We start from the raw sequence: 24,272 nt of genomic DNA, 5'->3' as shown, positions 1-24,272 counted from the left end.
CGTTGCGGGCGATCGTTGCGGGTCATTGCTCATGGATCGAGGACGCTAGGGCCTAGTAAGCGCCGTTCTCCTTGGTGGCCACCACCACCCAGAGGGTCTTTAACACGATCCAAGTATCAAGCCAAAGGTTCCGAGCGCTGGCATAGTACACATCGATCGAAATGCGGCGATCGTAGGGAATATCGTTGCGTCCCGACACTTGCCATAGTCCAGTAATTCCCGGCTTCACGGTCAGCACCTTATGGATGTGACGACCATACATGGGCAATTCTTCGGGAACCAACGGCCGCGGCCCCACCACACTCATATCCCCCAGCAATACATTTAAAAACTGGGGGAACTCGTCCAAGCTGGTCACCCGCAAAAAGCGACCAATCCAGGTGATGCGGGGGTCGCGCTTGAGCTTGCAGGTGGCGGCATATTCGGCCTGCAGGGCGGGATCTTTGGCAATCATGGCGGCTAGCATTTCATCGGCGTTCACCACCATGGTGCGAAATTTGATGCACCGAAAACGGCGAAAGTTTTTGCCGACGCGACTTTGGGTATAAAAAACGGGGCCGGGCGAACTGAAGGCCACAAGGGCAATCAGCAGCAGATACAGCGGCGAAAAAACAATCAGTACAAACAGGGAAAAAACGATGTCAAACAGTCGTTTAACAAAGTCCGCATTCAGGTTGCTGATAACGGCAGGCCCGAGGCTTCGACGGGAGGTCGATCGCCCGGCCCGGCTGGCAACGGAAGGACTCTTAGCCAGCATGACACTCCTTCAAGTTTGTTCACACCACACCTGAGCCTAATGATAAGGCTTGGTTCCGAAAGTCCGGCCCGGACAATACGCTTCAAGAACTGACTACCGGGGCGATCGAGCCAATTCCGGCGGCTAATTCTCGGCAGCCAGGGCCGCCAACCAGGGCTGAATCTGCAAGTCATATTGGCCTGCCTGTTCCGGGGGATACCAACCCTGTTCGATTTTGGCCAGAATTTGCGGCAGGGCGGCTAAAAATTCGGGCGATCGGAGGTTGGGATGCACCGTCCAAGCATCGGTGGACGGCAGCACCGCCCGCCACCAGGGGCCCAGTTCCAGCCGTTTGGAAACCATTAATTCCCAGGAATCCAGGCGACCGCGCCCGGTGGTTCCATACAAGGCAGTGCGCAGGGCGGTGGGGAGCTGATCGAACCAGGGCCGGGGCGATCGATGCCACAAAATGGGCCAGGGCAAGAGTTGGTCAAACCGGCGGCGATCGATCAAAAAGGCGCGGCTGCTGAAGAATTTGAAGCGATAAAACCCATCGGGGTCTTGGGTGAAGGGTTTGACCTGATGCATGGCATCGGCCGGCGGCCCCGTCAGTGGCCGCACAGACATCACATCGGGCCGAGCCTTGAGCAGTTCCACCCCTTCGGAAATCCAATCATGGCCGGGCTTTTGATAAAGCATCATGTCGCTGTCGAAGTGCAGCAGGTAGTCACCCGCGATCGCTTCGAGGGCGTAGAGGCTGCCAAAAATGGGGTAGCCCTTCCAATTGTGGGTGTGGGGCAGGGGCCAACCGAAGTGCTTGCGGTAAACCTGGGGCCGTTGGCCATAGTCCATGTCTGCGAGCCGATCGACAATGCCGCGATCGAGCAGTTCTTGGCAGGCGGCCCGCAATTGCTCGATCGTCCCCAGGCCCGGCCGCTGCACCTTATCGCCAGACAGGGGAGCCGTATCCACAAACAGCACCCGCTCCACAAAGGGAAAGTTGCAACTCCGAACCAGGTGCGGAATGGTGTGCATCATGAATGGCAAGTCCGTGCGGGCCACCATGATCGACAGGGAACAAGAGGGAACAGCCACCGCGATCGCAACTCCTCAGCTCAAGGTTATGAATTCAATTGATGAATTCAATCTATGAATTCGGCCAATTCCACCCTACTTCGATCGCCCCGGCCGTCAATCAGCCGACTTTCTGCAACTGATCCAGCCGTTCCAACACTTCCGCGCTGTGAACCACCGGCCGCACCTTCAAGAATCGATCGCGCAGCATCCCTTCCGGGTCGATCAGATAGGTATGGCGCATGGACATGGGATTCATCCAGGAACCATAGGCCCGGCTGACGGCCCCGTCGGTGTCTGCCAACAGGGGAAAACGCAACCCCTCCGCATCACAGAATTCCGCGTGGCTGTCCACATCATCGGCGCTGACTCCCAAAATTTGGGTGTTACGGGCTTGATATTGGGGCAAGTCGCGCTGGAACCGCTGGGCCTCGATCGTGCAGCCGGAGGTGAAATCCTTGGGGTAGAAATACAACACCACCCACTGACCTCGGTAATCTTGCAGCGAAATCATGCCATCGCCGCTGTTGCTGGGCAGGGTGAAATCGGGAGCCGGGGCATTCAAGGCCGGCTGAGGGCCACCCAAGGCCCAGGCGGCATTGGGGCCAACAAACCACAGCACCAGGGCGATCGCCCCAGCCAAGCAACCCACCAACGCGCGATCGAGCCAATGGCGCACCCGAGCCAAAGACCCCGAGGGAGCCAAACGGTGTGAAAGCAACATCAAACAAGCCTCCTCAGACCTGAGTTTCGGAATTGGGGTTAATCAATGGTTTTGATGCTTGGGGTCGATCGCAGTTTTGGACTAAACCTCAAACTCCGCGCCCCTGATGGCCAAGTCGCTGGTGGTGCGACGCACGGCCACGTAGCTGCCCAAGAGGCCCACGGAACAGCCAAACCCTACCAAAATCGAAAGCAACAATAGCAAGTCAGAACCCGTGAGGGGCAAGTCTCGGGCCAGCAGTTGCACCAATCCCAAGCGGCTGTTCAGCAAGGAACCGAGGGCCTGTTGCAAGGCCATGACGGCCAAACTGGCGATCGAGGCTCCCTGGACTCCAAAAACGGCCCCTTGGAGAATAAAGGGTAGATAGATCCACACAGGGGTTGCCCCCACCAGTTGAGCAATTTCAATTTCCTGACGACGGGCGGCCACCACCAACCGAATGGCGGTGATGATCGTGGCGATCGCAGCGGAAACCAACAGGACGATCGTACCCGTGGCCACCACCTTCAGCCCCCAGTCCAGTTCCCGCAGCCGCACCACCACTTCCGCCGCATACCGGGCCGCATCTACGCCGGGCAATTGGGCAATGGTGGCCGCCAGTTGGGGAGTCAGCTCGGCCTGGGCTGCTTGGGCTTTTAGCTCGTCGGTGAGGGGGTTGCCTTCCAACTGTTGGGTGGCGCGGGCAATATCCGAAATGCCCAAATCCCGAACCAGGTCTTGCCAGGCCTGATCTTTCGGAATCACTTGCACGGCCACCACGCCTTCGAGCTGGGCGATCGATCGGGCAACGGCGGCGGTTTGGGCCCCGGGTTGCAAATACACGCAAATTTCGAGCTGGCTCCCCAGTTTGGCCAGGGCCCGATCGAGATACCAAGTGCCCTGCAAGCTAATGCCAAACAAAAACAAGGACACCGCCACCGTACCCACGGCGGCCCAGTTCATCCAGCCGCCCCGTCGCAGGCCTTGCCGGGTTTCTTGCCACAGATACAGCCAAGGGATGGCCGTCCGATCGCCCATGGGGGTTGCCTTCGCCTCCGACTCGCCTCTGAACCATCATAATCAGAGAAATGGCGGTCTCGACTCCTGGCCAGACTTCTGGCCCCATTCATTTCACACCCTCGAAAGTTGCCCGTGACCCACTCTGCGCCCCAATCCACACCCAACTCCACACCAAACACGCCCAAGCACACCCCAGCTACCGCTATGACCAACGCCGCTGATTCTGAACTCCAGTCCCAAAACCAGCCTGCGGCCGAGTTGGGTACAGGGGAAAATGGGCGATCGATCCTGATTTGCCAAAACGTTCACTGCTACCGCAATCGATCGGGAGCCGTGCTGGCCGCTTTCCAGAGCGCCGCCTTGCCAGCAGGGGTCACCGTCACCGCCAGCGATTGCCATGGCCAGTGCCACTTGGGCCCCAGTGTGCGAATTGTGCCCGATGAAACTTGGTATGCCCGGGTCGAGCCAGCGGATGTGTCCAGGATTGTGGAGGAACATCTGCGGCAAAATCACCCGGTCTCAGATTTGCTGAATCCTCGCTTACATATGGATTACAGCGCCTATTACGGCCAAGCAAGCTACGGTCAAACCGAGGCCGCCTCCTGAGCGTTGGTCAAAGGGCCCATTCCAAATCACGATCAAAAAATTCACCCCCCAACTCTCCAAGCAAACAGGGGAGAAGGGAGGTGAAGGTTAATCAACGGTCTGAAGGGACTTCAAGTCCTTAATTACAGCAATTACAGCGACTGGCGCACCAAAACTCAATCGTTTCAGCCTCGCGCCAGCCGATGGCGACGACCCCTAGGCTTCAGCCGGAGGCAGATCCAACCGCAACGAATCCAAAACGCTTTGGACATTGCTGGTGGCATAGCCCACTTCGAGGGGGAACTTGGCTTGCAAAACGGCAAGCACCCGATCGAGCTGACCTTCAAGCTGGCGATCGTTGCGAATCAGCTTCCGCAGCCGATCCTTAACGGCCGGCAGAATCGGCCCCGTGTCTTTACCCTCAGAGGCTTCGAGGGCATGGGTACGGAACAGATCCAGGCGATCGATCTTTTGCGTCCGCAACAGGTCTTGCAATTCATAGCAAGCCCGATCGGTAAACTCTTGGGTCACATATTCCAAGACCACCGGTTGCAAGCCAAACATGGCCCCACCGGCCGCGCCACGCTCAATCAGCGATCGCCGGCCCAGGGATTCCAACGCTTCGATTAATTCCGGTTGCGAGAACGGAATCGAAATTTTGTCGCGCAGTTGGCTCAAAGACAGAGGTTGCTGTTCGATCGCCAACCAATAAACAATCGCCCGTTCAATATCCGACAGGCGATCAAACTGGCGTTGCAACAAATCGCGAATATCCCCAAACACCAGGGTCGATTGCTTCAAAAATTCCGACACCCGACCGCCAAACAGTTCTTGAATCGTGGTCGAAGCAATCTTCAAGGTGAGCGGGTTTCCCCGATACAAATCAATCAACTCCTTCCAGAGTTTTTCCTCTTGCAAGCCCTTGTCGCGGAAAATTTCACCCGCTTCATCGGGGCCCAACGCGCCCAACTGCGACACCCGCACCGGCAGCGTATTGCCCTCTAGGCGAGCCACCTCACGGGGCTTTTCGGAACTGGTGAGCAGCAAGCAGCTTTGGTGCGACTCTTCGCCCACCCGGCGCAGCAATTCACCATAGTCCTCAAACCCGTCGCGGTACTGTCCGGAGATATCCCCTTGGCGCAGTACCGACTCCACCCCATCCAGCACCAACAAGCAGCGGTGTTGACGCAGATAGTCAATCAACAACGTAATGCGGTTGTGGGCACTGTCGGGCAAATAGGTTTGGCGCTTGCGAGACAGGGTTTGCACCAACCGGCCAATCACCTCGCGGGGCGAAACCCCATGGCGGAGCGATCGCCAAATGATGAACTCAAACTCGTCTTGCTCTTCGAGCGATCGAGCCAAACGTACCGCCAACGCCGTCTTACCGATCCCCGCGATCCCCAGCAAGGCCACCACACGGCAGTGATCTTGAGAAATCCAGGTTTGCAGGGCAGTCAGCTCCTGCGCACGACCATAGAAAGCCGAAATATCCGGCGCTTCTCCCCAGTCATACTGCGGCGGCAACTCGCCCACTTCCACTTCGGGGGTGACCGGAATTGCCACGATCGGCCCTTGCGTTTGGCGGGTTTGATACTGAGACACCAAAATCTGCTGAAGCTTGGCCAATTTTCCTGGCCCAGCACCAGCAATATGAAACTTTTTATACACTTCACCCAAGCGCTTACGGGCCGCTTCTGGGCGGATTCCTAGGCGTTGGGCAATGGCATTCATCGGCTCACCATTGATGGCTGCGGCCAGCACATCCAGCTCGGTATTCGAGACACTATGCTCCTTCGCAATTTGTCTCAAAAAGTCTTGAGGAATCAATTCACCAATCTCTCTGTACTAAACAATCTTCGGCCTTCATCTTAGCCTCGAAAATGTATTTCTTATATGAATATTTTCTAGACATGAGTTCGTAGCTATCAGGGGAGAGTGGGATAAGCTCTCGCATCTCGCACGGTGGAATATTGCGTTTTCAAGATACTTGTGCCTCCCAGGCAGGTTTTACCCTGCTCTGGCCAAGGAGTCTTGGAATTCAGGGTTTTCTGAACATGAGTTTATGGGCATTCACTACAAGGGTGGATGGGGTCGCAATCACTCTGCAAATAGCAGGCAGGGAGGCACCCCAAACACCACCCCAAACCCGACTCAGAAATGAACGAAGATCGACGGCGCACCCTGCGCCCAAAAACTTGCCCGGGAACTCGCCCAAGAACTTGCCCGAAAACTTGCCCGAGAACGCGCCCGAAAACTTGCCCGAAAACTTGCCCGGGAACGCGCCCGAGAACTTGCCTCAAAATTTGCCCGAAAATTTGACCCGACTGGGATCCCTAAGCTCGATAGAATGGGGGGTGCTAGCAACGCCGCTGTGTTTCGCCGAGTTTTCAGGTCTTTGCGTGGATCTAGATCGAGTCTTTAAACATCCTAAGCCAATCATTGGAGTCGTCCATTTGTTGCCGCTGCCGAGTTCTGCGCGGTGGGGACTGAGCCTGAAGGCAGTTATTGAGCGCGCTGAACAGGAAGCAGTGGCGCTGGCTGCCGGTGGGGTGAATGCGATTTTGGTGGAAAATTTTTTTGATGCCCCTTTTCCGAAAGATGCGGTTGATCCGGCGGTGGTGAGTGCCATGACGCTGGTGGTTCACCATTTACAAAATTTGGTGACTTTACCGATCGGGGTAAATGTGTTGCGCAATGATGCCCATTCGGCCATTGCGATCGCATCTTGCGCCGGGGCGCACTTCATTCGGGTCAATGTGCTGTCGGGGGTGATGGCCACCGATCAGGGATTGATTGAAGGCCAGGCCCACCAGCTCCTGCGTTACCGGCGAGAACTGGGCAGTGATGTCAAGATTTTGGCGGATGTGTTGGTGAAACATGCTCGCCCGATCGGGTCGCCCAACTTAACGGTGGCGGTGCAGGACACGATCGAACGTGGCTTGGCCGATGGGGCCATTTTGTCGGGCTGGGCCACTGGTAGCCCGCCAAACATCGAAGATTTGGAATTAGCCAAGGCTGCGGCGGGAGATACGCCGATCTTTGTGGGCAGCGGGGCTAATTATGACAATGTGGCGCAACTGCTGGAAGTGGCGGATGGGGTGATTGTGGCCAGCTCCCTGAAGCGGCGAGGCCGGCGGGATTTGCCGATCGACCCGAACCGGGTTAGCCAGTTTGTGGAGGTGGCGCGGCGGGGCCGACCGGCTCCGGCGATCGTTGTCCCTACGCCTACACCCATGAGCTGATGAGTTGCACCCATGAGTTAGCACCCATGGGTACTAACTCAAAGGCTCAAGCCTAATTAATCGGTACTAATCAGTTAATCAGTCCAGGGTTATGGCTTGGGCGGCAATGCAATGGCGGGGGCCAGTTGAAACCCGGCGATCGCCCCTTGCAAAATGGCTTGGCGCGATCGCTGGCGCAAGCTTTCCACTGCAATGAGATACGTATCCTGGCCTTCGGTGGTGGCTGCCACCTGCACCGGGCTTTGGGGACTGGCATAAAGCTGCCAAGTGCGCCCGCCCACCTGCCGAGATCCTTGGGCGGTCAAGGGCACGGTCAGCCCCAACCGTCGCAAGGCTTGGGGGCCGGTTTCGCCCACCACCCACATGAAGCTGATTCGGCCTTCATTCGGTTCTGTTTCGGGCGATCGCCACAGGTTGGTCAAGATCGAATCTCGCTGCCAGCCCAAGGGGACGAGCGATCGAACTCGAGTGCCCCACACCGCGATCGCGTGCAGGGCAGGAATCATCGGCACTTGGGGCATAAATTGCACCTGAGCCGCACAACGCCCATCGGGAGCTTGGTTTGGATCGCGCAAAAAATCGCGAACCAGGCGGTTGGCGCAATCACTGCTGGCAAAGGCCCCATGGCCCAACCCGGGAAAGGTGTAGTGATAGGCGTGGGACAGGCTGGCTGCCACCTGATTGCCAAAGGGTGGTGGCGTGACCGGATCTAAGTTGCCCGACAGCAACAGGGTGGGAATGTTGGTGCGCACGGGGCGGTTGGCTTCGGGGCCCAAGGTGGGGACTGGCCAGAGGCGGCAACTGTCTAGAAATTCTTGTGGATCGGTGCTGAGGGAGCGCAATTCCGGCAGAATGCTGCCCAAGTCGGTGGTTCCGGGGGTGGTGAATCCGGCTTCTTCAGCACAAAGCACCGATTGTTGCATTCCGTCGGCTAGGGGGCTGAACCAATCGGACGCTAGCTCCGTGAGGGAAGACCAGTCGCCCGATCGCATTTCGCGCAGCCATTCCGGGAGTTGCGGAATTAGGCTGCTGTCGTAGAGCGCTGAAATGACCAGGTTAACCAGCCCATCGCCGTCGATCGCCACGGTGCGCCAAAATTGCTCACCATTGGCGGCCAGGCCTCGGCCCGATCGCCCCGCTTGCAATTGCGCATCCACATAGGCGATCGCGTCAAAGCCTTCGGTGGTGATGGGCTGGCGCTCCAGTTGGGCCACCACGGCTTGGAAGGTTTCTTGCAGGCGGGGATATTCCCGCTGGCAAACGGGCGATCGTCGGCATTGTTCAAACAGTTGCCGCAGGGCCCGATCGTGACTGCGCAAGGATTCAGTGATGTAGTTGGTGTTTAGGGGAACCACCGCATCTAAGATCACGCTTCGCAGTCGATCGGGATGGCGCTTCATCAGGTGTTGACCCAGCATTGTCCCGTAGGACACCCCATAGAAATTGAAGCGGCCATAGCCCAGGGCAGACATCACCAGCGGAATATCGTCAGCATTTTCCCAACTGTTATAGGCTCCCAGGTCTATCCCCTGGCCCAAGAGTCGATCGCGACAGGCTCCATAGGCCGCCAAGGTTTTTTGGTTGATGGTTTCCTCACTGAGCTGGGGCAGTTGGGGCGCAATCTGTCGATCGACCTCGTAGATTTCTTGGCAAAACAAATAGGGCTGGGAAAATTGCGTGCCCCGTTGCTCAATCAGCACCAAGTCCCGATCGCTCAGGCCCGGCGTGGCGGCGATGGCTTCCCACCAAGGTTCCAGCAGCATCAGGGTGGAACCACCGGGCCCCCCTTGGGCCATCACCAGCGGATCCGGTTGGGCCTGGGGGCGATCGCTGCGAATTTGGGCCACGGCCAGGCGAATCGTGGGCCCCGTGGGGTTGGCGTGGCGCTCCGGCACGGTCACAAAGCCACAGCGCAACCGATCGCCCAACCGAGCCAAGGCCTCGGTGCGCAGCAGCGATGGGCAAGGGGCCGCTTCAAATTGACCGATGGGCAAGGGGGGTGACGTAAGGGCAAGGGCAACCGATGGGGAAGGGGGGCGGTTTCCGGCCACAACGCCCAGGGGCAACCCCGTGGAAAAACCATCCCCCAAAAGGGTTACCGCCATGGCACAGCCTGTCACCATCACCCACCGTTGCCACCAACGCCCCCTCCGCCCGATGACCATCACAGTTTCTTAAGAAAAATAAAAATTTTGTAGCAAGGTGCGATCGATAGCTTAACCGATGGTGGGCGATCGACATATCCCTTTACAGATCCGGGTTTTGGGCGTTGAAACGGGTGTAAAACAAATCCCGACTTTTTTAATCGGGATTGTTTGCAGGCCCCTTGTAACCCGTGATACGCTTTCTGCATTCGATGGGATACTCCCTAATCCCGTTGCCGCAAAACAGGAGCGAAACCGCCCCATGACTGGAGTTCTCGATACCCGCCGCACCGCCACCGAATCGCCCGATCATCAGCACAGCCACCCAGCCGATGGCCACCATAGCCACAGCGGCCACTTTACGCACCTGAAGTGCAAAGAATGTGGTGCTGAATACGAAGCCACCGCCATGCATGTGTGCGAGTTGTGCTTTGGCCCGCTGGAAGTGAAGTATGACTACGAGGCGATCGCCCGCAACGTATCGCGCGAAAAGATCGCGGCCGGCCCGAACTCCATCTGGCGCTACAAAGATTTTCTGCCCGTAGGCAGCGACCCGATCGACGTGGGCACGGGCATGACTCCCCTTGTGAAGGCTAACCGCCTGGCTCGTCGTTTGGGTCTCAAGAACCTCTATATCAAGAACGACGCGGTGAACATGCCCACCTTGAGTTTCAAGGATCGGGTGGTGTCCGTGGCCCTGACCCGCGCTCGCGAGCTGGGCTTCACTACGGTTTCCTGCGCCAGCACCGGCAACTTGGCTAACTCCACAGCGGCGATCGCAGCCCACGCGGGTTTGGAATGCTGCGTGTTCATTCCCGCTGACCTGGAATCGGGCAAGGTGTTGGGCACGTTGATCTATAACCCCACCGTGATGGCGGTGCGTGGTAACTATGACCAAGTGAACCGTCTTTGCTCGGAAGTGGCCAACAGCTACGGCTGGGGCTTCGTGAACATCAACTTGCGTCCTTACTACTCCGAAGGCTCCAAGACCTTGGGCTTTGAGGTGGCGGAACAGTTGGGTTGGCAACTGCCGGATCACATTGTGGCTCCGTTGGCTTCTGGCTCCCTGTTCACGAAAATCCATAAGGGCTTCCAAGAGCTGATCGCCACGGGCTTGGTGGAATCGAAGCCCGTGAAGTGTAGCGGGGCCCAGGCGGAGGGTTGCAACCCGATCGCCACGGCCTTCAAGGAAGAGCGGGACTTTATTGCCCCCGTGAAACCCAACACGATCGCCAAGTCGATCGCGATCGGGAACCCCGCTGATGGGATCTATGCGGTGGAGCAAGCCCGCAAAACCGGCGGCCACATTGAAACCGCCACCGACGAGGAAATCGTGGAAGGCATCAAGCTGCTGGCGGAAACCGAAGGCATCTTCACGGAAACCGCTGGCGGTACGACGATCGCCGTCTTGAAGAAATTGGTGGAAGCGGGCAAGATTAACCCCGACGAAACCACGGTGGTCTACATCACCGGCAACGGTCTGAAAACCCAAGAGGCGGTTCAAAGCCATGCGGGTCAACCGTTGGAAATTGATCCGAAGCTGGATAGCTTTGAGCGTGCTTGGGATCGGGCCCGCACGCTCGATCGCCTGGAGTGGCAACAGGTTTTGGTCTAGGGATTTTCCCAAAAACCGGGTGATTCGCGGCTTGGGTTGTGAATCACCCCCACCGCGCGGGAGTTGGTCACGCGCTCATGGCTCTTGCCCATGGGGAGCCTGTCCACTGACCGGGCCAGCCCAAGCGGCGGCCGACCGAACCCCACCACCGAATCCCACTGGGGTGAGGTTAGGAGGCTAGGGCCAATCTCGGGCGATTCGTGCCTACTGTTGGCGGGCTTGCTTTTGACTGTTGTTGATTGTTCGCAATCACGATTCGCCGTCACGATTCGCAATCACGATTCGATGATTGATTCGATCGCCTGCCCTTTTTTTTGCGTTGTTCTGAGTTTCTGAATCTGCACGACCATGGCCATTAAAGTTTTGATTCCTACCCCGCTGCAAAAATTCACCGAGGATCGGGCCGAAATCGAATGCAGCGGCGACACGATCGACGCGCTGATCAATTCCCTGGAAGAAAGCTGTCCAGGAATTAAGGAGCGCATTTGCGATGAGCAAGGCAAACTCCGCCGCTTCCTGAATGTCTACGTGAACAGCGAAGACATCCGCTTCCTGGATGGCCAAGCCACCAGCCTGGCCGACGGCGATGAGGTGAGCATCGTGCCGGCCGTCGCGGGCGGTTGAACCAAGGCTGCGGTTGATTCCTCGGAATTCCCGTTGGCAGCTTCCTAGCTTTTCAGTTTTTTCAGTCTTTGGAGAAAGTCGGGCGATCGCCCTAGCGCATCAATTGGGGCGATCGGGATCCGATAGACTTCACTAAATTTGCGGCAACACGAGGGAACCCTAGCGGTATCCTCGTTTTTTCTTTTGGTTTGGCTGGGGGTCAGGCGCTGAACCTGCCCCCCAATCGATCGCCCCAATATCGCCCCCATTTAGGAAATTAGGGACTCATGGGGCAAGACTTACCCGATCGAGACCGTTTCCGTTTGGGGATTGCGCTTCCCTTCCGTTTGCAGGGCCGCCGCCAACCGGTTGAGGGCGCTGACGTAGGCTTGGGCGGAAGCCACCACGATATCGGTGTTGGCCGAATGGCCCGAAAACACCGTGTCCGCGTGGCGAATCCGGATCGTGACTTCGCCCATCGCATCGATCCCTTCCGTCACCGACTGCACCGAGAATTCGATCAAGTCGTTGTCGATTTGGGCGATCCGGCTGATGGCGCGGTAAACCGCATCCACGGGGCCCGTGCCGGTAGCCGCATCGGTGCGATCGCTCCCGTCGGGCATCCGCACCGTGACCGTGGCCGTGGGGCAGGACTTATCGCCGCAGGACACTTGCACATGCTCCAGGCGGTAGAGTTCCGGCACTTGGCGGATTTCGTCGTTGACGATCGCCTCCAAATCCCGATCGCTCACTTCCTTTTTCTTGTCCGCCACGTCCTTGAACCGCACAAAGGCCTTGTTCAATTCCGTTTCGGTCAGCTCAAAGCCCAACTCCTTCAGGCGCGTGGCGAAGGCATTGCGACCCGACAGCTTGCCGAGGACAATTTGATTTTCCGTCCGCCCGATCGTTTGGGCATCGATGATTTCGTAGGTCAGCTTGTTCTTCAGCATCCCGTCTTGGTGAATGCCCGACTGGTGCGAGAAGGCGTTGGCCCCGACGATCGCCTTGTTCGGTTGGACGATCATCCCCGTCAGTTGCGACACCATCCGCGAAGTGCGGTAGATCTCCTTCAGGTTCACGCCGGTCAAGGGTTCTTCCGATTCCGGAGTGCGACCAAAGAATGGGTTATAGAATGATCGCCGCACATGCAGCGCCATCACCAACTCTTCCAGGGAGGCATTGCCCGCCCGTTCACCGATGCCGTTCAGGGTGCATTCCAACTGGCGTGCGCCGTTTTGGACTGCCGCCAGGAAGTTGGCCACCGCCAAGCCCAAGTCGTTGTGACCATGGACGGAAATCACCGCCTGATCAATGTTCGGCACGTTTTCCTTGATGCCGCGAATCAGCGCGCCAAATTCATCAGGGGTGGTGTAGCCCACAGTATCGGGAATGTTCACCGTGGTCGCCCCAGCGGCGATCGCCCGTTCCAGCACTTCATAAAGAAATTCCGGATCGCTGCGACCCGCATCCTCCGGCGAAAATTCCACATCATTGGTGAAGCTCTTGGCGTAGGCCACCATTTCTTCAGCGATCGCCACCACTTCCGGCCGCTCTTTTTTGAGCTTGTACTTCATGTGGATGTCGGACGTGGCGATGAAGGTGTGGATCCGCCACTTCGACGCTTCTTTCAGAGCTGCGGCCGCCGTTTGGATGTCTTCCTTGCGGGCGCGGGCCAAGCCGCAAATGGTCGGGCCGTTGGGGGTTCCCACTTCGGCGGCAATCCGCTGCACGGCATCGAAGTCCCCGGGGCTGGAGAAGGGAAAACCGGCTTCGATGATGTCCACTTGCAGTCGAGCTAGCTGGCGGGCGATCGTTAGCTTTTCTTCGACGTTCAGCGATGCGCCGGGCGACTGTTCGCCATCACGCAGGGTGGTGTCAAAAATCAAAACGCGATCGGGATTAATTACCGGGCCAGCAGACTGAGCGGTCATGAAATTACCTCCGAGGAATCGGCCGCGACCAATGCGGACAACTGTTCATAAGGGACAACCAAAAATGCAAAAGCGCAACGCTAAATTTAGGTTGCGCCCATGGGGTTTATTCTAACGATTTTGGTTGCCGATCGCGCAAGGGGCGATCGAGATTGTAATCAGTCAATGGGATGGGCGTACCGAGTCCACCCCTCAAAGCTCTGGACAATTCAACCGGGTAGGGGCGCACCGCCGTGCGCCCACAGTTAGTGATCGCTGAAGTTCCGATGAATAGTCATCGGTTAATAATCCGACTTTTCGATTTTGCGGCGGATGTCGTTCAGGTCAATGTAGCGATCGGTTGCATTGCGCAGTTCCCGGGCGATCATTCCTTCGGTGGAAACCACGGTGATATGGGTGTTTTTGGAGCGCAACAGCTCGATCGCCCGCTCAAAGTCCCCATCCCCACTAAACAACACCACTGCATCATATTGATCCACGGTGTTGAACATATCAATCACGATTTCAATGTCCAGGTTCGCCTTTTGGGAATAGCGCTCAGACTTGTCGTCGTAATATTCCTTCAGCAATTTGGTGCGAACCGTATAGCCCAGATTAATCAATGCATCCCGAAATCCCCGTTGATCCTGAGGATCCTTCAGCCCCGTATACCAAAAGGCATTAATCAATTGCACATTAGCTGGTTCGGTGAAATATTCAAGAACCCGCCGAGGATCGAAAAACCAGCCATTCTTTTGCTGGGCATAAAACATATTGTTGCCATCCACAAAAATGGATAGACGGGCGGTATTAATTGTCATAGAGAAGGAAGCCTAGCTGGTTGATTCAGATGTTTTGAGAAGTGTTTAGGGATTTAGACGCTAGCGTATGGCAGCTTGGTCTAACGAAGGGGCTGGCTGAGGGTTAGGGTTGGCTGATGCTTGAGACCCCGATACAGCGGGAGCGATCGCGCCGTGAGCTGCCTAATTTGAGCCTAGCACTTCATAATATTCCTTAACTTTTACATATTCCTTAACTTTTACACAAACCGCCGAGGGGCCGAATCGCCCGATCGCCCCCACAAGCAATCCTTTGGGGCCACCGCTGAGAACACCGCGCCCCGAAACTGACTCACCACGATCGCGGCTGGTCATGGCTCCCTGAAAACAAAAAAATTGAAACTGTTCCCAAAACCCTTCACAGAATCAAAAAAACTCTGCTACTATGTAGCTCGCGTTGTCAACACAGCGCCTTCTGGAGAGATGGCTGAGTGGTCGAAAGCGGCAGATTGCTAATCTGTTGAGGGTCGTTTAGACTCTCCGAGGGTTCGAATCCCTCTCTCTCCGTTCTGAACAGGCTTTGAGCTAGGGTCTGGGTTCAAGGCCGAACCATCAAGGCCGAGCCATTATCAATAGAATGGCAAATAGCTGCCAATGACTGTTCAAGCGCGATCAGGATAGTCATCACTCGCAGATATTTTAAAAATATTTTTAAAAATATTCCTAAAAATCCATCAGCCTGAGCGGATCTTCGATCGGCCAAATCTGAACAGCCAAATCTAAACAGCCAAAATTAATCCGTGGTCGATCGACGGAGCTAGAGGGCTGCAATGCCTGGCATCCACGATTATGGGTGCTTTGCCAGTCTCCAAAGATACTTTTCAGACATCCCTCAGGGGCAATCATTGAGATGCATGAGCGCATGGAACACTCATGGATTGCAGAGATGAGTTCTAGAGATGAATTCTAGGGATCAGTTTCAGAGATCGAGCCGGAATATTAGATTGAGAGATTAAATCCGCCTGGGCTTCAAACCGGCCCCTGATTTGATCAACTCATTCGATCAACTAATCTGATCAATTAATTTGATCAACCCAGGAGCAAACTCAGGGCCGAGACTCCTGGGCGATCGATTTGCTCGATCGAGCCAGAACGGGCTAAGACTAGGCCGCATTGGGTTTTCCAATTCTTGAGGAGTGAATGACCATGACTGCGATGCCCGAGCATCACGACCCCATGAAACCACAATTGACCTCGCGAGCCAGACAGCCGCGTCGCACCTGGCCCGCCCTGATGGCCGTGGCGGCCTTGACCAGTTTGCTCGGAGCCTGTGCCGGACAGCCCAACACATCCCCCGCCGGAGGCAGCCCGGAAGCCGCTGCGCCGGCCGATGGGCTGAAGTTGGGGGCCCTGTTGCCCACCACAGGCGATTTACAGTCGATCGGGCAACCCATGTCAGAGGTTTTGCCCCTGGCCGTCGAAACCATTAACGCCTGCGGGGGTGTGAACGGCAAACCCGTGAGCCTGGTGCTGGCCGATGACCAAACGGATCCGACCGTGGGCGTGGAAGGGATGACCAAGCTGGTGGAAGTGGACAAGGTGGCCGGGGTGGTTGGCTCCTTTGCCAGCAGTGTTTCCGGCGCGGCGGTGGATGTGGCCGTGCGCAACAAGGTGATGATGATTTCGCCCGGCAGCACCAGCCCCGTATTCACGGAACGGGCGAAAAAAGGCGAATTTCAAGGATTTTGGGCCCGAACGGCCCCGCCGGACACCTACCAGGCCGAGGCGCTGGCCAAGCTGGCCTTTGAGCGGGGCCACAAGCGAGTTGCCACGATCGTGATTAATAACGATTACGGCGTGGGCTTTGAGCAAAAATTCATCGCTGCGTTCAAAAAACTAGGCGGCACGGTGGTGAACGAAGCCAAGCCCACCCGCTATGACCCCAAGGCGGCCACCTTTGAATCGGAAGTGAACGCGGCCTTCAGCCAAAAACCCGACGCGGTGGCGGCAATTCTTTATGTGGAAAGCGGGGCCCTGTTGTTGAAGGCGGCCTATGAGCAGGGCCTGAGCAAGGGGGTGCAAATCATGCTGACGGACGGCATGAAAACGGACGACCTGGCGAAACAGGTGGGAATGGGATCCGATGGGAAACCGATTGTGGCCGGGGCGATCGGGACAGTGCCCGGAGCCGACGGTGAAAGCCTCACGGCCCTGACGGAGTTGGTGCAACGGAAGCTAAACAAGGCCCCCGCCGCTTTTGTGCCCCAAACCTGGGATGCGGTGATGTTGATGGCCCTGGCAGCCCAGGCGGCCGGCGAAAACACGGGCACAGGGATCCAAAGCAAGATTCGGGAAGTGTCTAGCGGCGACGGGGAAGCGGTTACCGATGTCTGCAAGGGGCTGGAGTTGCTGAAAGCGGGCAAGAAGATTAACTACCAGGGCACAAGCGGCAACGTGGACATTGACGAGAACGGCGACGTGGTGGGGAACTACGACGTTTGGAATGTGGAGAGTGACGGCAAGATTTCGATTAAGGGCAAGGTGAAGCTGCAATAGGGGGCGATCGAATCTCGTCAAACCCAATCAAGCTTCAACAAACTTCATATCACTGGGCACTGAGTGCCACTGGGGCGATCGAGCAGGCTGCAATGGGCCACTCGATCGCCCTATTGATTGCGGTGGCGTGCTTCCTGTCCCTGCCCCTTTCCAAACAGCACCCATTGATCCAGATTCAAATAGGAAAATTCAATCAAACAATTAAGTTTTTATGTCAGTCTCTAATTGACCAAGGCGATCAATCCTCAAGCGCTCCATAGTATAGTCGTTAAGTCAGTACTAAAAAAGAGTAATCAGATCATCTGGTTACAGCAACACCCTATTTAATTTGAATGGGCTAAGTAGGCCCAAGCCGTTTTTCATCGCCCTGGACATTTCCAACTTCTTTGCCCAGGCATTCCGTCAGAATATGATCGGATTGTTTTGTCTCAGCAATCTGTGCAACTTGCTCTAATCAATCTGTTCAATCTGTCCTAAGTCATCTTTCATTGCATTGGTTTGCTTTCAGAATTGCTGATTCAAATGACCTTCACCATAGAGTAATGAGCCATGTTAGAAGGATTTATTTTTGCCACTATTTTATTAGGATTTTTCGGGATGGTTTTAAAGAAAAATCTAGTCATGAAAATTGTCTCAATGGATGTCATGAGCACAGGTGTCATTGCCTACTATGTGCTTATAGCGGCGCGATCAGGTCTATTTACACCCATTTTGCAATCACCTCCCCGTGATGTGACCTATGCAGATCCAGTGCCCCAAGCGGTGATTTTGACGGCGATCGTGATTGGCTTTTCCATCCAAGCACTGATGCTGGTGGGCGTGATGAAGCTAGCGCGGGATAACCCAACCTTGGAAACAGCTGAAATTGAAAAAAACAATCAGCGATAGGCCGCTTACTGGTTTTTAAATCGATCCTCAATCAGGGATTTATCCAGATCAACTAGCAACTAATTTTCAGTTAATTGCGTTGAAATTAGTTTCAAGTAACTCATCTGAATTGATCCTGGTTTCATGGCTCTTAATTGGGTCGCCTATGGGTTCAGGTTTAAGTTCCAATTAACTTTGGGTTAAGTCTGAATTCACCCCTTGGTCAACTGTCCCGTTGGCCATTCATCACCCCACAAATGCTTGCTGAGTTGAGCGGCGTTGCTCGCCCAAACTCCGTCAATTCTCAGCATCTTCAATGGCTCAACGATGGTTCAGATGGCGCGATCGCGCACTGAGCTAATCCTCCCCTAGATTGAGTCGCTAATAGCCCCTTGATGGCTCATTCACCACCCCCAGAAGCCACCATGCTTGCATCTTCTATCTTGGAACCTTTAACCGTTGGCTGGGTTGTTTTTTCCCTGATGGTGGGGTTTGTAATTGCCCTGCTGCCCAAGCTCGATCGAGTCTTGTCCCTGCTGGTCGCCGTCACCTCAGCGGTTTATGCCGGGCTACTGTTAACCGCCAATGCTCCCTTACCGCTAACCCTCTTGGATCGGTTTGGGGTGACTTTGGTTGCCGATTCCTTGGCGGCTTTTTTCATTTTGACCAATGCAATCGTCACCCTCGCAGTCTTGTGCTATTCCTGGCAAAGCCCCAAAAAAGCTTTTTTCTACAGCCAATTATTAATGCTCCATGGCAGCCTCAATGCGGCATTTATTTGTGCTGATTTAGTCAGTATTTATATTGCTCTAGAGGTTAGCGGCATTGCGGCTTTTTTGCTCATTGCCTATCCCCGCAGCGATCGCTCCATTTGGGTCGCCCTGCGCTATCTCTTCATTAGCAATGCTGCCATGCTGTTTTACCTGGTGGGGGCAGTTTCTGTTTATCAACATCAACATTCCTTTGCCCTAGCAGGTCTTGCCAAGGCTCCACCGGAGGCGATCGCCCTTATCTTTTTAGGACTACTGGTGAAAGGTGGGGTTTTTATCTCCGGTTTGTGGCTACCGCTCACCCACTCAGAATCAGAAACCTCCGTTTCAGCCCTGCTTTCGGGAATTGCCATTAAAGCCAGCATTTTGCCTTTGTTACGCTGTGCCTTGGTGTCTGATGATTTGGATTTAATTGTCCGGATCTTTGGGGTCGCAACAGCCCTTTTAGGGGTTAGCTACGCCATGTTTGAAAAAGACACCAAACGAATGTTGGCTTTTCACACCATTTCGCAGTTGGGGTTTGTTTTGGCCGCGCCCTTGGTCGGTGGATTTTACGCCCTTACCCATGGTTTGGTGAAGTCCTGCTTGTTTTTATTGGCGGGTTCTTTACCCAGCCGCAACTTCAAGGTTTTAAAAAGTCAAACGATCGATCGCACCCTTTGGGTTGGGTTGCTGCTGGCTAGTTTATCGATTTCTGGGTTGCCCCTTTTGGCTGGCTTTGCGGCCAAGGCCTTAACCCTGAAAGAACTGCAACCTTGGCAAACCATGCTGATGAATGCAGCCGCGATCGGGACAGCCATTTCCTTTGCGAAATTCATCTTCCTCAAACCCGATGGATTCCCATCCTTTGGCAAGGCGATCAACAGTGACCAAGGGGCGGGTCAAATCACAGCCCATGCTCTGCCACAACCCGAAGTGGCCGTCATGGCTAGCGCAGCATTAGCTCCATCAAGTTTGGCTACCCAAAACCTAGATTTTTCTGGTACGAGTGCTGCCTATTTGGAACCCAAAGCAGCCGCCACCACTCCCAAATTTGGGCTTTGGATTGCTGTGAGTTTGCTACTCGGAAGCCTGGTGCTGGCCAATGGTTTTTATGGAGCGGCTTACACGGTGGATAGTGCCAGCAAGGCCGGTTTAACCATTGCCGCAGGCTGGCTGATCTATTGGGTTGTGATTCGTCAAAGCACTGTGAAATTACCTCAGGTGGCCGAAGAATTTGATCACCTGGTGGGGGCCATGAGTTTAACGTCTGTTGTGCTGTTTTGGATGGCATTGTCATGGTAAAGATCGGCCGGCTCGCAATTATTTTATTTCGCCTTCTGATTTGGTTGTTGCTAACAGCCGATGGCAGTGGGGTCAACCTCGCGATCGGGATTGTGGTTGCTGTGCTTTTGCCGCGTCAATCCTTTGCGCCCGATCGCCTCAAAGATTGGCTCACCGTTTTCTGGAAGATCGTGACCGCCATTCCCATGGCCTATATCGAATCCATTGAAATTATGTTCCGTCCCCATCGTCGGGAAAGCATTGTTTGGGAACAGGTTCCTCAGCGGCGATCGACCCAACTAATTTTTTTGGACATCTTTCTCATTACCTTCACCCCCAAAACCATCGTTTGCCGATACGACAAAGAAACCGGCTATGCCGTTCACAAAATTGATCCCTAGAGTTTGATTGCTTCGCCGTGACTGCTCAACTTCCTGACTCAGGTTGCTCAATTCACCATGACCAATGCCATTTTGATTGCCGCCATTTTGGCTTTGTTAATTCCAATTTATAAAGCCTGCACAGAAGAAGACGTTTGGCAAAAGATGTTGGCCCTGTCGAGTGTTTCCAGCAAGGTTTCAATCGCCATTTTGCTGGTTTCAGTGCAGCGAGATGATTGGTCGATCGGGGTCGTAGCCGTGATTGTGTTGAGCGTGGGCAATGCTGGATTAATGCTGCTGGCTAACGTTTTGAAACGAATGGGAGAAGCCTAAACATGACCTGGACAGAACTGTCTTTGGTTGATGGCATCAGCAATCTTTGTTTAGTGGGCGGGATGGTGTTTTGGTTTTGGGGCACAACCCAATTACTCACCCGTCGATCGGTGCTTTTTAAATTACACGGCTTATCGGTGTCGGACACCTTGGGATCTTTGGCGATCGTGTTTGGATTGTTATTAAAGATTCCCAATGAGTGGCCATTGCTCATTTTGGCCATGATTTGTTTGGCCGTTTGGAACACCATGTTGGGCTATGTTTTGGCCTACTGCTCCACCAGCGGAGATCAACCATGAATGAGTTGAACTGGGTTAATGACCTGCCAATTTATGTGATCACTGCGTTGTTGCCGCTCTCGGCAGCGATGGTAATTTTTCAATCGAATCCTTACCATGCACTGGTGATTCGTGGCATTTTGGGCGCTTTGGCGGCGGCTGTTTATGCGGTTTTGGGTGCTGCTGATGTGTCTTTAACGGAAGCACTGATGGGCACATTACTGGCAATTACCCTATATGCAATTGCTGTGCGATCGTCCTTGGTTTTGCAGTTAGGATATCTAGAAGATCCAACCATCGTTACCCCGCCTCATCTACTGCATTTAGACCCGGAAACCCACGCACCTGACTTAACCCAAGAGTCTGCCAATGGGGAATTAGATCCCACGGTGGTGGAATGTTTAGCAAATACATTCAAGCCCTTTTACCTTCGCATTGAATTGGTTCCCTATCCTAGCCTGACGGCACTCCAGCGAGCCTTGGGCGATCGGGAAGTTCATGCCATCTATGCGCCCACATTCAGTCTTTTAAGTGCCCCTGAAGACTCAACAGCACCTCAGCCCCATTCCGGAAAGCCACAACTCATCACCCGCGTTCAACGGCTCTACGAAATTATGCGGGAAAAGCCTCTGTCAGACTTGGCCACCATTACTTATCAGTCAGCACATCAGTCAGCCAATTTATTAGCCAATTTATCAACTGATTCGTCAGCCAACGTCACCCTTACCCAGGAGCGCAAACCCTCATGATTAAGTGGATTTATGTACTGGCAGGCTTAGCGCTCTATTGCAAAATGGTGTTGTTTCCCAACTATGCGCCAGATGTGATTGGAGCTGAAATTGTGCAGGCAGTGGTGACCGATAGCGGGGTTCCGAATGCTGTTTCGGGGATCATTTTTCGCAATCGGTTATACGACACCATTTTTGAGGTGGTGGTTTTTACAATTGCAATCATGGGATCGCAATTTCTATTGGCCAATGAAAATCCATCCTGCTCAATTCAACGCTTGGTGGATCAACCCTCGATCGTACTGGCGCGGTTAGGAGCCACGATCGCCGCCCTGGTCGCGATCGAGCTAGGAATTCGCGGTCACCTCAGCCCCGGCGGTGGTTTTGCAGCGGGCGTGGCGGGGGGCACTGCGATCGGCCTAGTGACCATTACCGCTTCGCCAGACTGGATGCAAAATCTTTATCAACGCTGGCGAGCCGCCACCTGGGAAAAAATTTCCGTGCTCGTTTTCATCGCCTTGGCTGTCGTCACCTTAGTTGGATATGAATTGCCCCACGGTGAGTTAGGAACCCTTGCCAGCGGCGGTTTATTACCGGTTTTAAACTTCTTGGTGGCGGTGAAAGTGGCCTTGGGATCTTGGGCGGCGCTGTTAGTTTTTATACGCTACCGTGGACTATTTTAGGTTTGGCTTTTACAGTTGAGTGATCCGACTGATCGTTTTCTGTGATGCTGCTGGCCGCCCCGATCGACCTTGGGAAGGGATGCTCAGACATGACCTGTAAAACGAATTGTTGACAGCGATTCTTCAAGGGAATTTCAATCACACTCTGTGAAGAAATGTTCAATCACACTTTGTGAAGAAATAGATCCCATAACGCTGAAGAATTGCTGAAGTTCCCCTTCAGGATCCAAAATCAGACTGAGGATGGAAACACAATTCCCCAAATCTTTGCCCTTGCCTCATTGAAATCCTAATTGGGCAAGACCCGCTGCAAAGCAAGCGACCTCAACCGATCCTTCTGGATCGGTTTTGACCGCAATGGGGAAAATTCAGTCTTGATTTTCAAGGGATGGCTCGGGTCATTGCCCAATGCTAAAACCATTGGAGATCAGATCATTTGAAATCGTCATGGTGATCTAGCCATATGACTGTTGCAACCAATCCGGCTGACATTCGGATGAATTCAGCCCCAACTGTGCCACGGTTAGACCGTTGTTGCTCGCAGGAACTGCTGCATTATTTTCAGGATGCCTGGGCTTTAGAAGATAAGCTGCTAAGCAGTTTGGCAGAGCCAGCAACCTTTTATTTACGACCAGATCCCCTACGCAACCCGCTGATTTTCTACTTAGGACATTCAGCGGTTTTTTATGTCAATAAATTAGTGCGAGTTGGTCTGTGGTCACAACGGCTGAACCCAGACTATGAGCAGTTGTTTGAAATCGGGGTTGATCCTAACACTGCTGCGGAATTGGATGCCGTCATTGGCGAGATTCAATGGCCAGAAGTGGCGGCTGTTTGGGACTATCGCGATCGGGTCAAGGCCACGATCGAGCAAGTGATTCAAACTGTTGATTTTGAATTGCCCATTCACCCCCAACATCCCCTTTGGGCCCTGTTGATGGCGATCGAGCATCAGCGGATTCACATTGAAACCTCTTCGATGTTGTTGCGCCAATTACCCCTCGATCGCCTGCGATGTCCGGCCGATTGGTCGATCGCCCCAACGGATTTGCCCGCGCCGCAAAATTTCATGCGCCTGATTCCCGGCGGCACAGTCACCCTCGGGAAATCCCCAACCGATCAAACCTATGGTTGGGATAGTGAATATGGTCGCCGCCCAGTGGAAGTGCCCAGCTTTTGGGCGAGCCAATTCCTCATCACCAACCAAGAGTATCAAGAATTTGTGGCAGCCGGTGGCTACCAAAATGCAGCCTACTGGTCGGCCGAGGGTTGGCAATGGCGCGAAATGCATCAGGTTTCCCACCCCAAATTTTGGATTCCGCAAGGCGATCACTACCGGTATCAATCGACCTTTTTTGAATGTGATTTGCCCCTCGCCTGGCCCGCAGAAGTGAATTATCACGAGGCGATCGCCTTCTGTCGCTGGAAGGGTGAAGGCGTGCGATTGCTCAGCGAGGCGGAATGGAATCGTGCATTGCAATGGTCAACAACAGAGGCACAAAACCCTGCGCAAGGTCATGATTTCCAGCCTTGGAATCAGCAAACAGATCCCCACTTCAATCGCCCTTTCATCCAAGATCTAGATCAAGATTTCGGGCAAGACTTTGGGCAAGCTTTCGGGAAAAATTCAGGCCCCATTGCTGAGTTGCCTCCCAATTTGCACTGGCAATGGATCTCACCCCGAGCGGTCAATTCAAACGGGGCGATCGCCCAAGGACTTGCGGATTTGCGCGGCAATGTTTGGGAATGGATTGCTGATGCTTTTAATCCATTACCCGGCTTTGAACCTCATCCCCTTTATGAGGATCAGTCAGCGCCTTTTTTTGATGAAGATCACCGGATGATGCTGGGTGGTTCTTGGGCCACCAATGGCTCCATGGCCCTACCATCCTATCGCAATTGGTTTCGACCTCATTTTTATCAACATGTGGGCTTTCGGATTGCCCAAGGAACAAGTGATTTATGCAACTAGAAAGCCGGTCTTCGTCTGTTCAATCGCG

22 protein-coding genes and 1 tRNA gene are annotated in these 24,272 nt (G+C 54.6%); 14 read left to right on the top strand and 9 right to left on the bottom strand.

All coding sequences use genetic code 11. From position 1 onward, the window contains the following. Nucleotides 1-52: 52 nt before the first annotated feature. The 4 genes from ACZA91_RS09640 to ACZA91_RS09625 all read right to left on the bottom strand — a co-directional run bounded on the left by ACZA91_RS09640 (nucleotide 53) and on the right by ACZA91_RS09625 (nucleotide 3,551). Complete coding sequence (locus tag ACZA91_RS09640; protein WP_463186342.1) at nucleotides 53-757, bottom strand: undecaprenyl-phosphate galactose phosphotransferase family protein; 705 nt, start codon at nucleotides 755-757, stop codon at nucleotides 53-55. Nucleotides 758-880: 123 nt separating this feature from the next. Then, nucleotides 881-1,831 (bottom strand): hypothetical protein, encoded by a 951-nt coding sequence (locus ACZA91_RS09635; protein WP_190534322.1) that lies wholly within the window; start codon nucleotides 1,829-1,831, stop codon nucleotides 881-883. A gap of 100 nt (nucleotides 1,832-1,931) precedes the next feature. Continuing rightward, a complete protein-coding gene (locus ACZA91_RS09630) occupies nucleotides 1,932-2,534 on the bottom strand; it encodes a peroxiredoxin (RefSeq protein WP_463186339.1) in 603 nt (200 codons plus the stop codon). 81 nt (nucleotides 2,535-2,615) lie between these two features. Then, a complete protein-coding gene (locus ACZA91_RS09625; protein WP_099531605.1) occupies nucleotides 2,616-3,551 on the bottom strand; it encodes a cell division protein FtsX in 936 nt (311 codons plus the stop codon). A 186-nt stretch (nucleotides 3,552-3,737) separates the two neighbouring features. On the opposite strand from ACZA91_RS09625, the gene ACZA91_RS09620 reads away from it, so the two are divergent. Continuing rightward, nucleotides 3,738-4,139 (top strand): (2Fe-2S) ferredoxin domain-containing protein, encoded by a 402-nt coding sequence (locus tag ACZA91_RS09620; protein WP_199291600.1) that lies wholly within the window; start codon nucleotides 3,738-3,740, stop codon nucleotides 4,137-4,139. A gap of 195 nt (nucleotides 4,140-4,334) precedes the next feature. Here the strand turns inward: ACZA91_RS09620 and ACZA91_RS09615 are convergent, their stop codons facing one another. After that, nucleotides 4,335-5,948: an NB-ARC domain-containing protein gene (locus ACZA91_RS09615; RefSeq protein WP_463186336.1), complete on the bottom strand. Its 1,614-nt coding sequence runs from the start codon at nucleotides 5,946-5,948 to the stop codon at nucleotides 4,335-4,337. 572 nt (nucleotides 5,949-6,520) lie between these two features. Between ACZA91_RS09615 and btpA the strand changes: the two genes are divergently transcribed. After that, nucleotides 6,521-7,363, top strand: a complete 843-nt coding sequence (gene btpA / locus ACZA91_RS09610; RefSeq protein ID WP_463186334.1) for a photosystem I biogenesis protein BtpA — start codon at nucleotides 6,521-6,523, stop codon at nucleotides 7,361-7,363. 89 nt (nucleotides 7,364-7,452) lie between these two features. Here btpA and ACZA91_RS09605 read toward each other — a convergent pair whose 3' ends face one another. After that, nucleotides 7,453-9,528, bottom strand: coding sequence for an alpha/beta hydrolase (locus ACZA91_RS09605; protein WP_463186332.1), 2,076 nt, complete (start codon nucleotides 9,526-9,528; stop codon nucleotides 7,453-7,455). A gap of 241 nt (nucleotides 9,529-9,769) precedes the next feature. Here ACZA91_RS09605 and thrC point away from each other — a divergent pair, with 241 nt between their 5' ends. Together thrC and ACZA91_RS09595 are read left to right on the top strand one after the other, a co-directional pair. Further along, complete coding sequence (gene thrC / locus ACZA91_RS09600; RefSeq protein WP_463186331.1) at nucleotides 9,770-11,122, top strand: threonine synthase; 1,353 nt, start codon at nucleotides 9,770-9,772, stop codon at nucleotides 11,120-11,122. Nucleotides 11,123-11,470: 348 nt separating this feature from the next. Next, entirely contained in the window at nucleotides 11,471-11,746 is a 276-nt protein-coding gene (locus ACZA91_RS09595; protein WP_463186329.1) for a MoaD/ThiS family protein, read from the top strand. Nucleotides 11,747-12,024: 278 nt separating this feature from the next. On the opposite strand, the gene ACZA91_RS09590 is transcribed toward ACZA91_RS09595, so the two are convergent. From ACZA91_RS09590 to ACZA91_RS09580, 3 genes are all read right to left on the bottom strand, one after another. Further along, on the bottom strand, nucleotides 12,025-13,656 hold the full coding sequence (locus tag ACZA91_RS09590) for a 2-isopropylmalate synthase (protein WP_463186327.1): 1,632 nt from the start codon (nucleotides 13,654-13,656) through the stop codon (nucleotides 12,025-12,027). A 281-nt stretch (nucleotides 13,657-13,937) separates the two neighbouring features. After that, the gene (gene labA / locus ACZA91_RS09585) at nucleotides 13,938-14,456 is read right to left on the bottom strand and encodes a low amplitude/bright protein LabA (protein ID WP_099531612.1); all 519 of its coding nucleotides are present in this window, start codon (nucleotides 14,454-14,456) and stop codon (nucleotides 13,938-13,940) included. 162 nt (nucleotides 14,457-14,618) lie between these two features. Further along, nucleotides 14,619-14,789: a hypothetical protein gene (locus ACZA91_RS09580; protein WP_463186325.1), complete on the bottom strand. Its 171-nt coding sequence runs from the start codon at nucleotides 14,787-14,789 to the stop codon at nucleotides 14,619-14,621. A gap of 102 nt (nucleotides 14,790-14,891) precedes the next feature. Here ACZA91_RS09580 and ACZA91_RS09575 point away from each other — a divergent pair. The 10 genes from ACZA91_RS09575 (at nucleotide 14,892) to ovoA (ending at nucleotide 24,244) form a co-directional block, all read left to right on the top strand. Further along, a tRNA-Ser gene (locus tag ACZA91_RS09575) sits at nucleotides 14,892-14,981 on the top strand. Between the two features lie 669 nt (nucleotides 14,982-15,650). Beyond that, nucleotides 15,651-16,970, top strand: a complete 1,320-nt coding sequence (locus ACZA91_RS09570) for an ABC transporter substrate-binding protein (protein ID WP_463186420.1) — start codon at nucleotides 15,651-15,653, stop codon at nucleotides 16,968-16,970. A gap of 549 nt (nucleotides 16,971-17,519) precedes the next feature. Next, the gene (locus tag ACZA91_RS09565; protein ID WP_190526815.1) at nucleotides 17,520-17,858 is read left to right on the top strand and encodes an NADH-quinone oxidoreductase subunit K; all 339 of its coding nucleotides are present in this window, start codon (nucleotides 17,520-17,522) and stop codon (nucleotides 17,856-17,858) included. Nucleotides 17,859-18,280: 422 nt separating this feature from the next. Then, nucleotides 18,281-19,891 (top strand): cation:proton antiporter, encoded by a 1,611-nt coding sequence (locus ACZA91_RS09560; protein WP_463186419.1) that lies wholly within the window; start codon nucleotides 18,281-18,283, stop codon nucleotides 19,889-19,891. Next, complete coding sequence (locus ACZA91_RS09555; RefSeq protein WP_190355600.1) at nucleotides 19,885-20,271, top strand: Na+/H+ antiporter subunit E; 387 nt, start codon at nucleotides 19,885-19,887, stop codon at nucleotides 20,269-20,271. Before ACZA91_RS09560 ends, ACZA91_RS09555 begins: the two co-directional genes overlap by 7 nt. A gap of 57 nt (nucleotides 20,272-20,328) precedes the next feature. Beyond that, entirely contained in the window at nucleotides 20,329-20,583 is a 255-nt protein-coding gene (locus tag ACZA91_RS09550; RefSeq protein ID WP_099531615.1) for a hypothetical protein, read from the top strand. Nucleotides 20,584-20,585: 2 nt separating this feature from the next. Beyond that, on the top strand, nucleotides 20,586-20,882 hold the full coding sequence (locus ACZA91_RS09545) for a monovalent cation/H(+) antiporter subunit G (protein WP_463186320.1): 297 nt from the start codon (nucleotides 20,586-20,588) through the stop codon (nucleotides 20,880-20,882). Then, on the top strand, nucleotides 20,879-21,610 hold the full coding sequence (locus ACZA91_RS09540; RefSeq protein ID WP_463186319.1) for a hydrogenase subunit MbhD domain-containing protein: 732 nt from the start codon (nucleotides 20,879-20,881) through the stop codon (nucleotides 21,608-21,610). Before ACZA91_RS09545 ends, ACZA91_RS09540 begins: the two co-directional genes overlap by 4 nt. After that, on the top strand, nucleotides 21,610-22,272 hold the full coding sequence (locus tag ACZA91_RS09535; RefSeq protein ID WP_099531672.1) for a Na(+)/H(+) antiporter subunit B: 663 nt from the start codon (nucleotides 21,610-21,612) through the stop codon (nucleotides 22,270-22,272). The genes ACZA91_RS09540 and ACZA91_RS09535 overlap by 1 nt, the downstream gene beginning before the upstream one ends. 463 nt (nucleotides 22,273-22,735) lie before the next feature. Beyond that, nucleotides 22,736-24,244 carry a 5-histidylcysteine sulfoxide synthase gene (ovoA, locus tag ACZA91_RS09530; protein WP_463186317.1) on the top strand — a complete coding sequence of 503 codons (1,509 nt, stop codon included), beginning with the start codon at nucleotides 22,736-22,738 and terminating at the stop codon, nucleotides 24,242-24,244. Nucleotides 24,245-24,272: the final 28 nt, after the last annotated feature.

It is taken from the genome of Limnothrix sp. CMB-01, from assembly GCF_055193175.1.
Note: the sequence above shows the minus strand (reverse complement) of the source record. Positions and strands in the feature narration are given on the sequence as shown.

Excerpts from the sequence above, each read along its gene's own strand:
- ACZA91_RS09640 (WP_463186342.1), bottom strand. The coding sequence starts at position 757 with ATGCTGGCTAAGAGTCCTTCCGTTGCCAGCCGGGCCGGGCGATCGACC.
- ACZA91_RS09570 (WP_463186420.1), top strand. The coding sequence starts at position 15,651 with ATGAAACCACAATTGACCTCGCGAGCCAGACAGCCGCGTCGCACCTGG.
- ACZA91_RS09555 (WP_190355600.1), top strand. The coding sequence starts at position 19,885 with ATGGTAAAGATCGGCCGGCTCGCAATTATTTTATTTCGCCTTCTGATT.
- ACZA91_RS09595 (WP_463186329.1), top strand. The coding sequence starts at position 11,471 with ATGGCCATTAAAGTTTTGATTCCTACCCCGCTGCAAAAATTCACCGAG.
- ACZA91_RS09580 (WP_463186325.1), bottom strand. The coding sequence starts at position 14,789 with ATGACCAGCCGCGATCGTGGTGAGTCAGTTTCGGGGCGCGGTGTTCTC.
- ACZA91_RS09545 (WP_463186320.1), top strand. The coding sequence starts at position 20,586 with ATGACCTGGACAGAACTGTCTTTGGTTGATGGCATCAGCAATCTTTGT.
- ACZA91_RS09565 (WP_190526815.1), top strand. The coding sequence starts at position 17,520 with ATGTTAGAAGGATTTATTTTTGCCACTATTTTATTAGGATTTTTCGGG.
- thrC (WP_463186331.1), top strand. The coding sequence starts at position 9,770 with ATGACTGGAGTTCTCGATACCCGCCGCACCGCCACCGAATCGCCCGAT.
- ACZA91_RS09630 (WP_463186339.1), bottom strand. The coding sequence starts at position 2,534 with ATGTTGCTTTCACACCGTTTGGCTCCCTCGGGGTCTTTGGCTCGGGTG.
- ACZA91_RS09540 (WP_463186319.1), top strand. The coding sequence starts at position 20,879 with ATGAATGAGTTGAACTGGGTTAATGACCTGCCAATTTATGTGATCACT.
- ACZA91_RS09550 (WP_099531615.1), top strand. The coding sequence starts at position 20,329 with ATGACCAATGCCATTTTGATTGCCGCCATTTTGGCTTTGTTAATTCCA.
- ACZA91_RS09625 (WP_099531605.1), bottom strand. The coding sequence starts at position 3,551 with ATGGGCGATCGGACGGCCATCCCTTGGCTGTATCTGTGGCAAGAAACC.
- ACZA91_RS09620 (WP_199291600.1), top strand. The coding sequence starts at position 3,738 with ATGACCAACGCCGCTGATTCTGAACTCCAGTCCCAAAACCAGCCTGCG.
- ovoA (WP_463186317.1), top strand. The coding sequence starts at position 22,736 with ATGACTGTTGCAACCAATCCGGCTGACATTCGGATGAATTCAGCCCCA.
- ACZA91_RS09605 (WP_463186332.1), bottom strand. The coding sequence starts at position 9,528 with ATGGTCATCGGGCGGAGGGGGCGTTGGTGGCAACGGTGGGTGATGGTG.
- labA (WP_099531612.1), bottom strand. The coding sequence starts at position 14,456 with ATGACAATTAATACCGCCCGTCTATCCATTTTTGTGGATGGCAACAAT.
- ACZA91_RS09590 (WP_463186327.1), bottom strand. The coding sequence starts at position 13,656 with ATGACCGCTCAGTCTGCTGGCCCGGTAATTAATCCCGATCGCGTTTTG.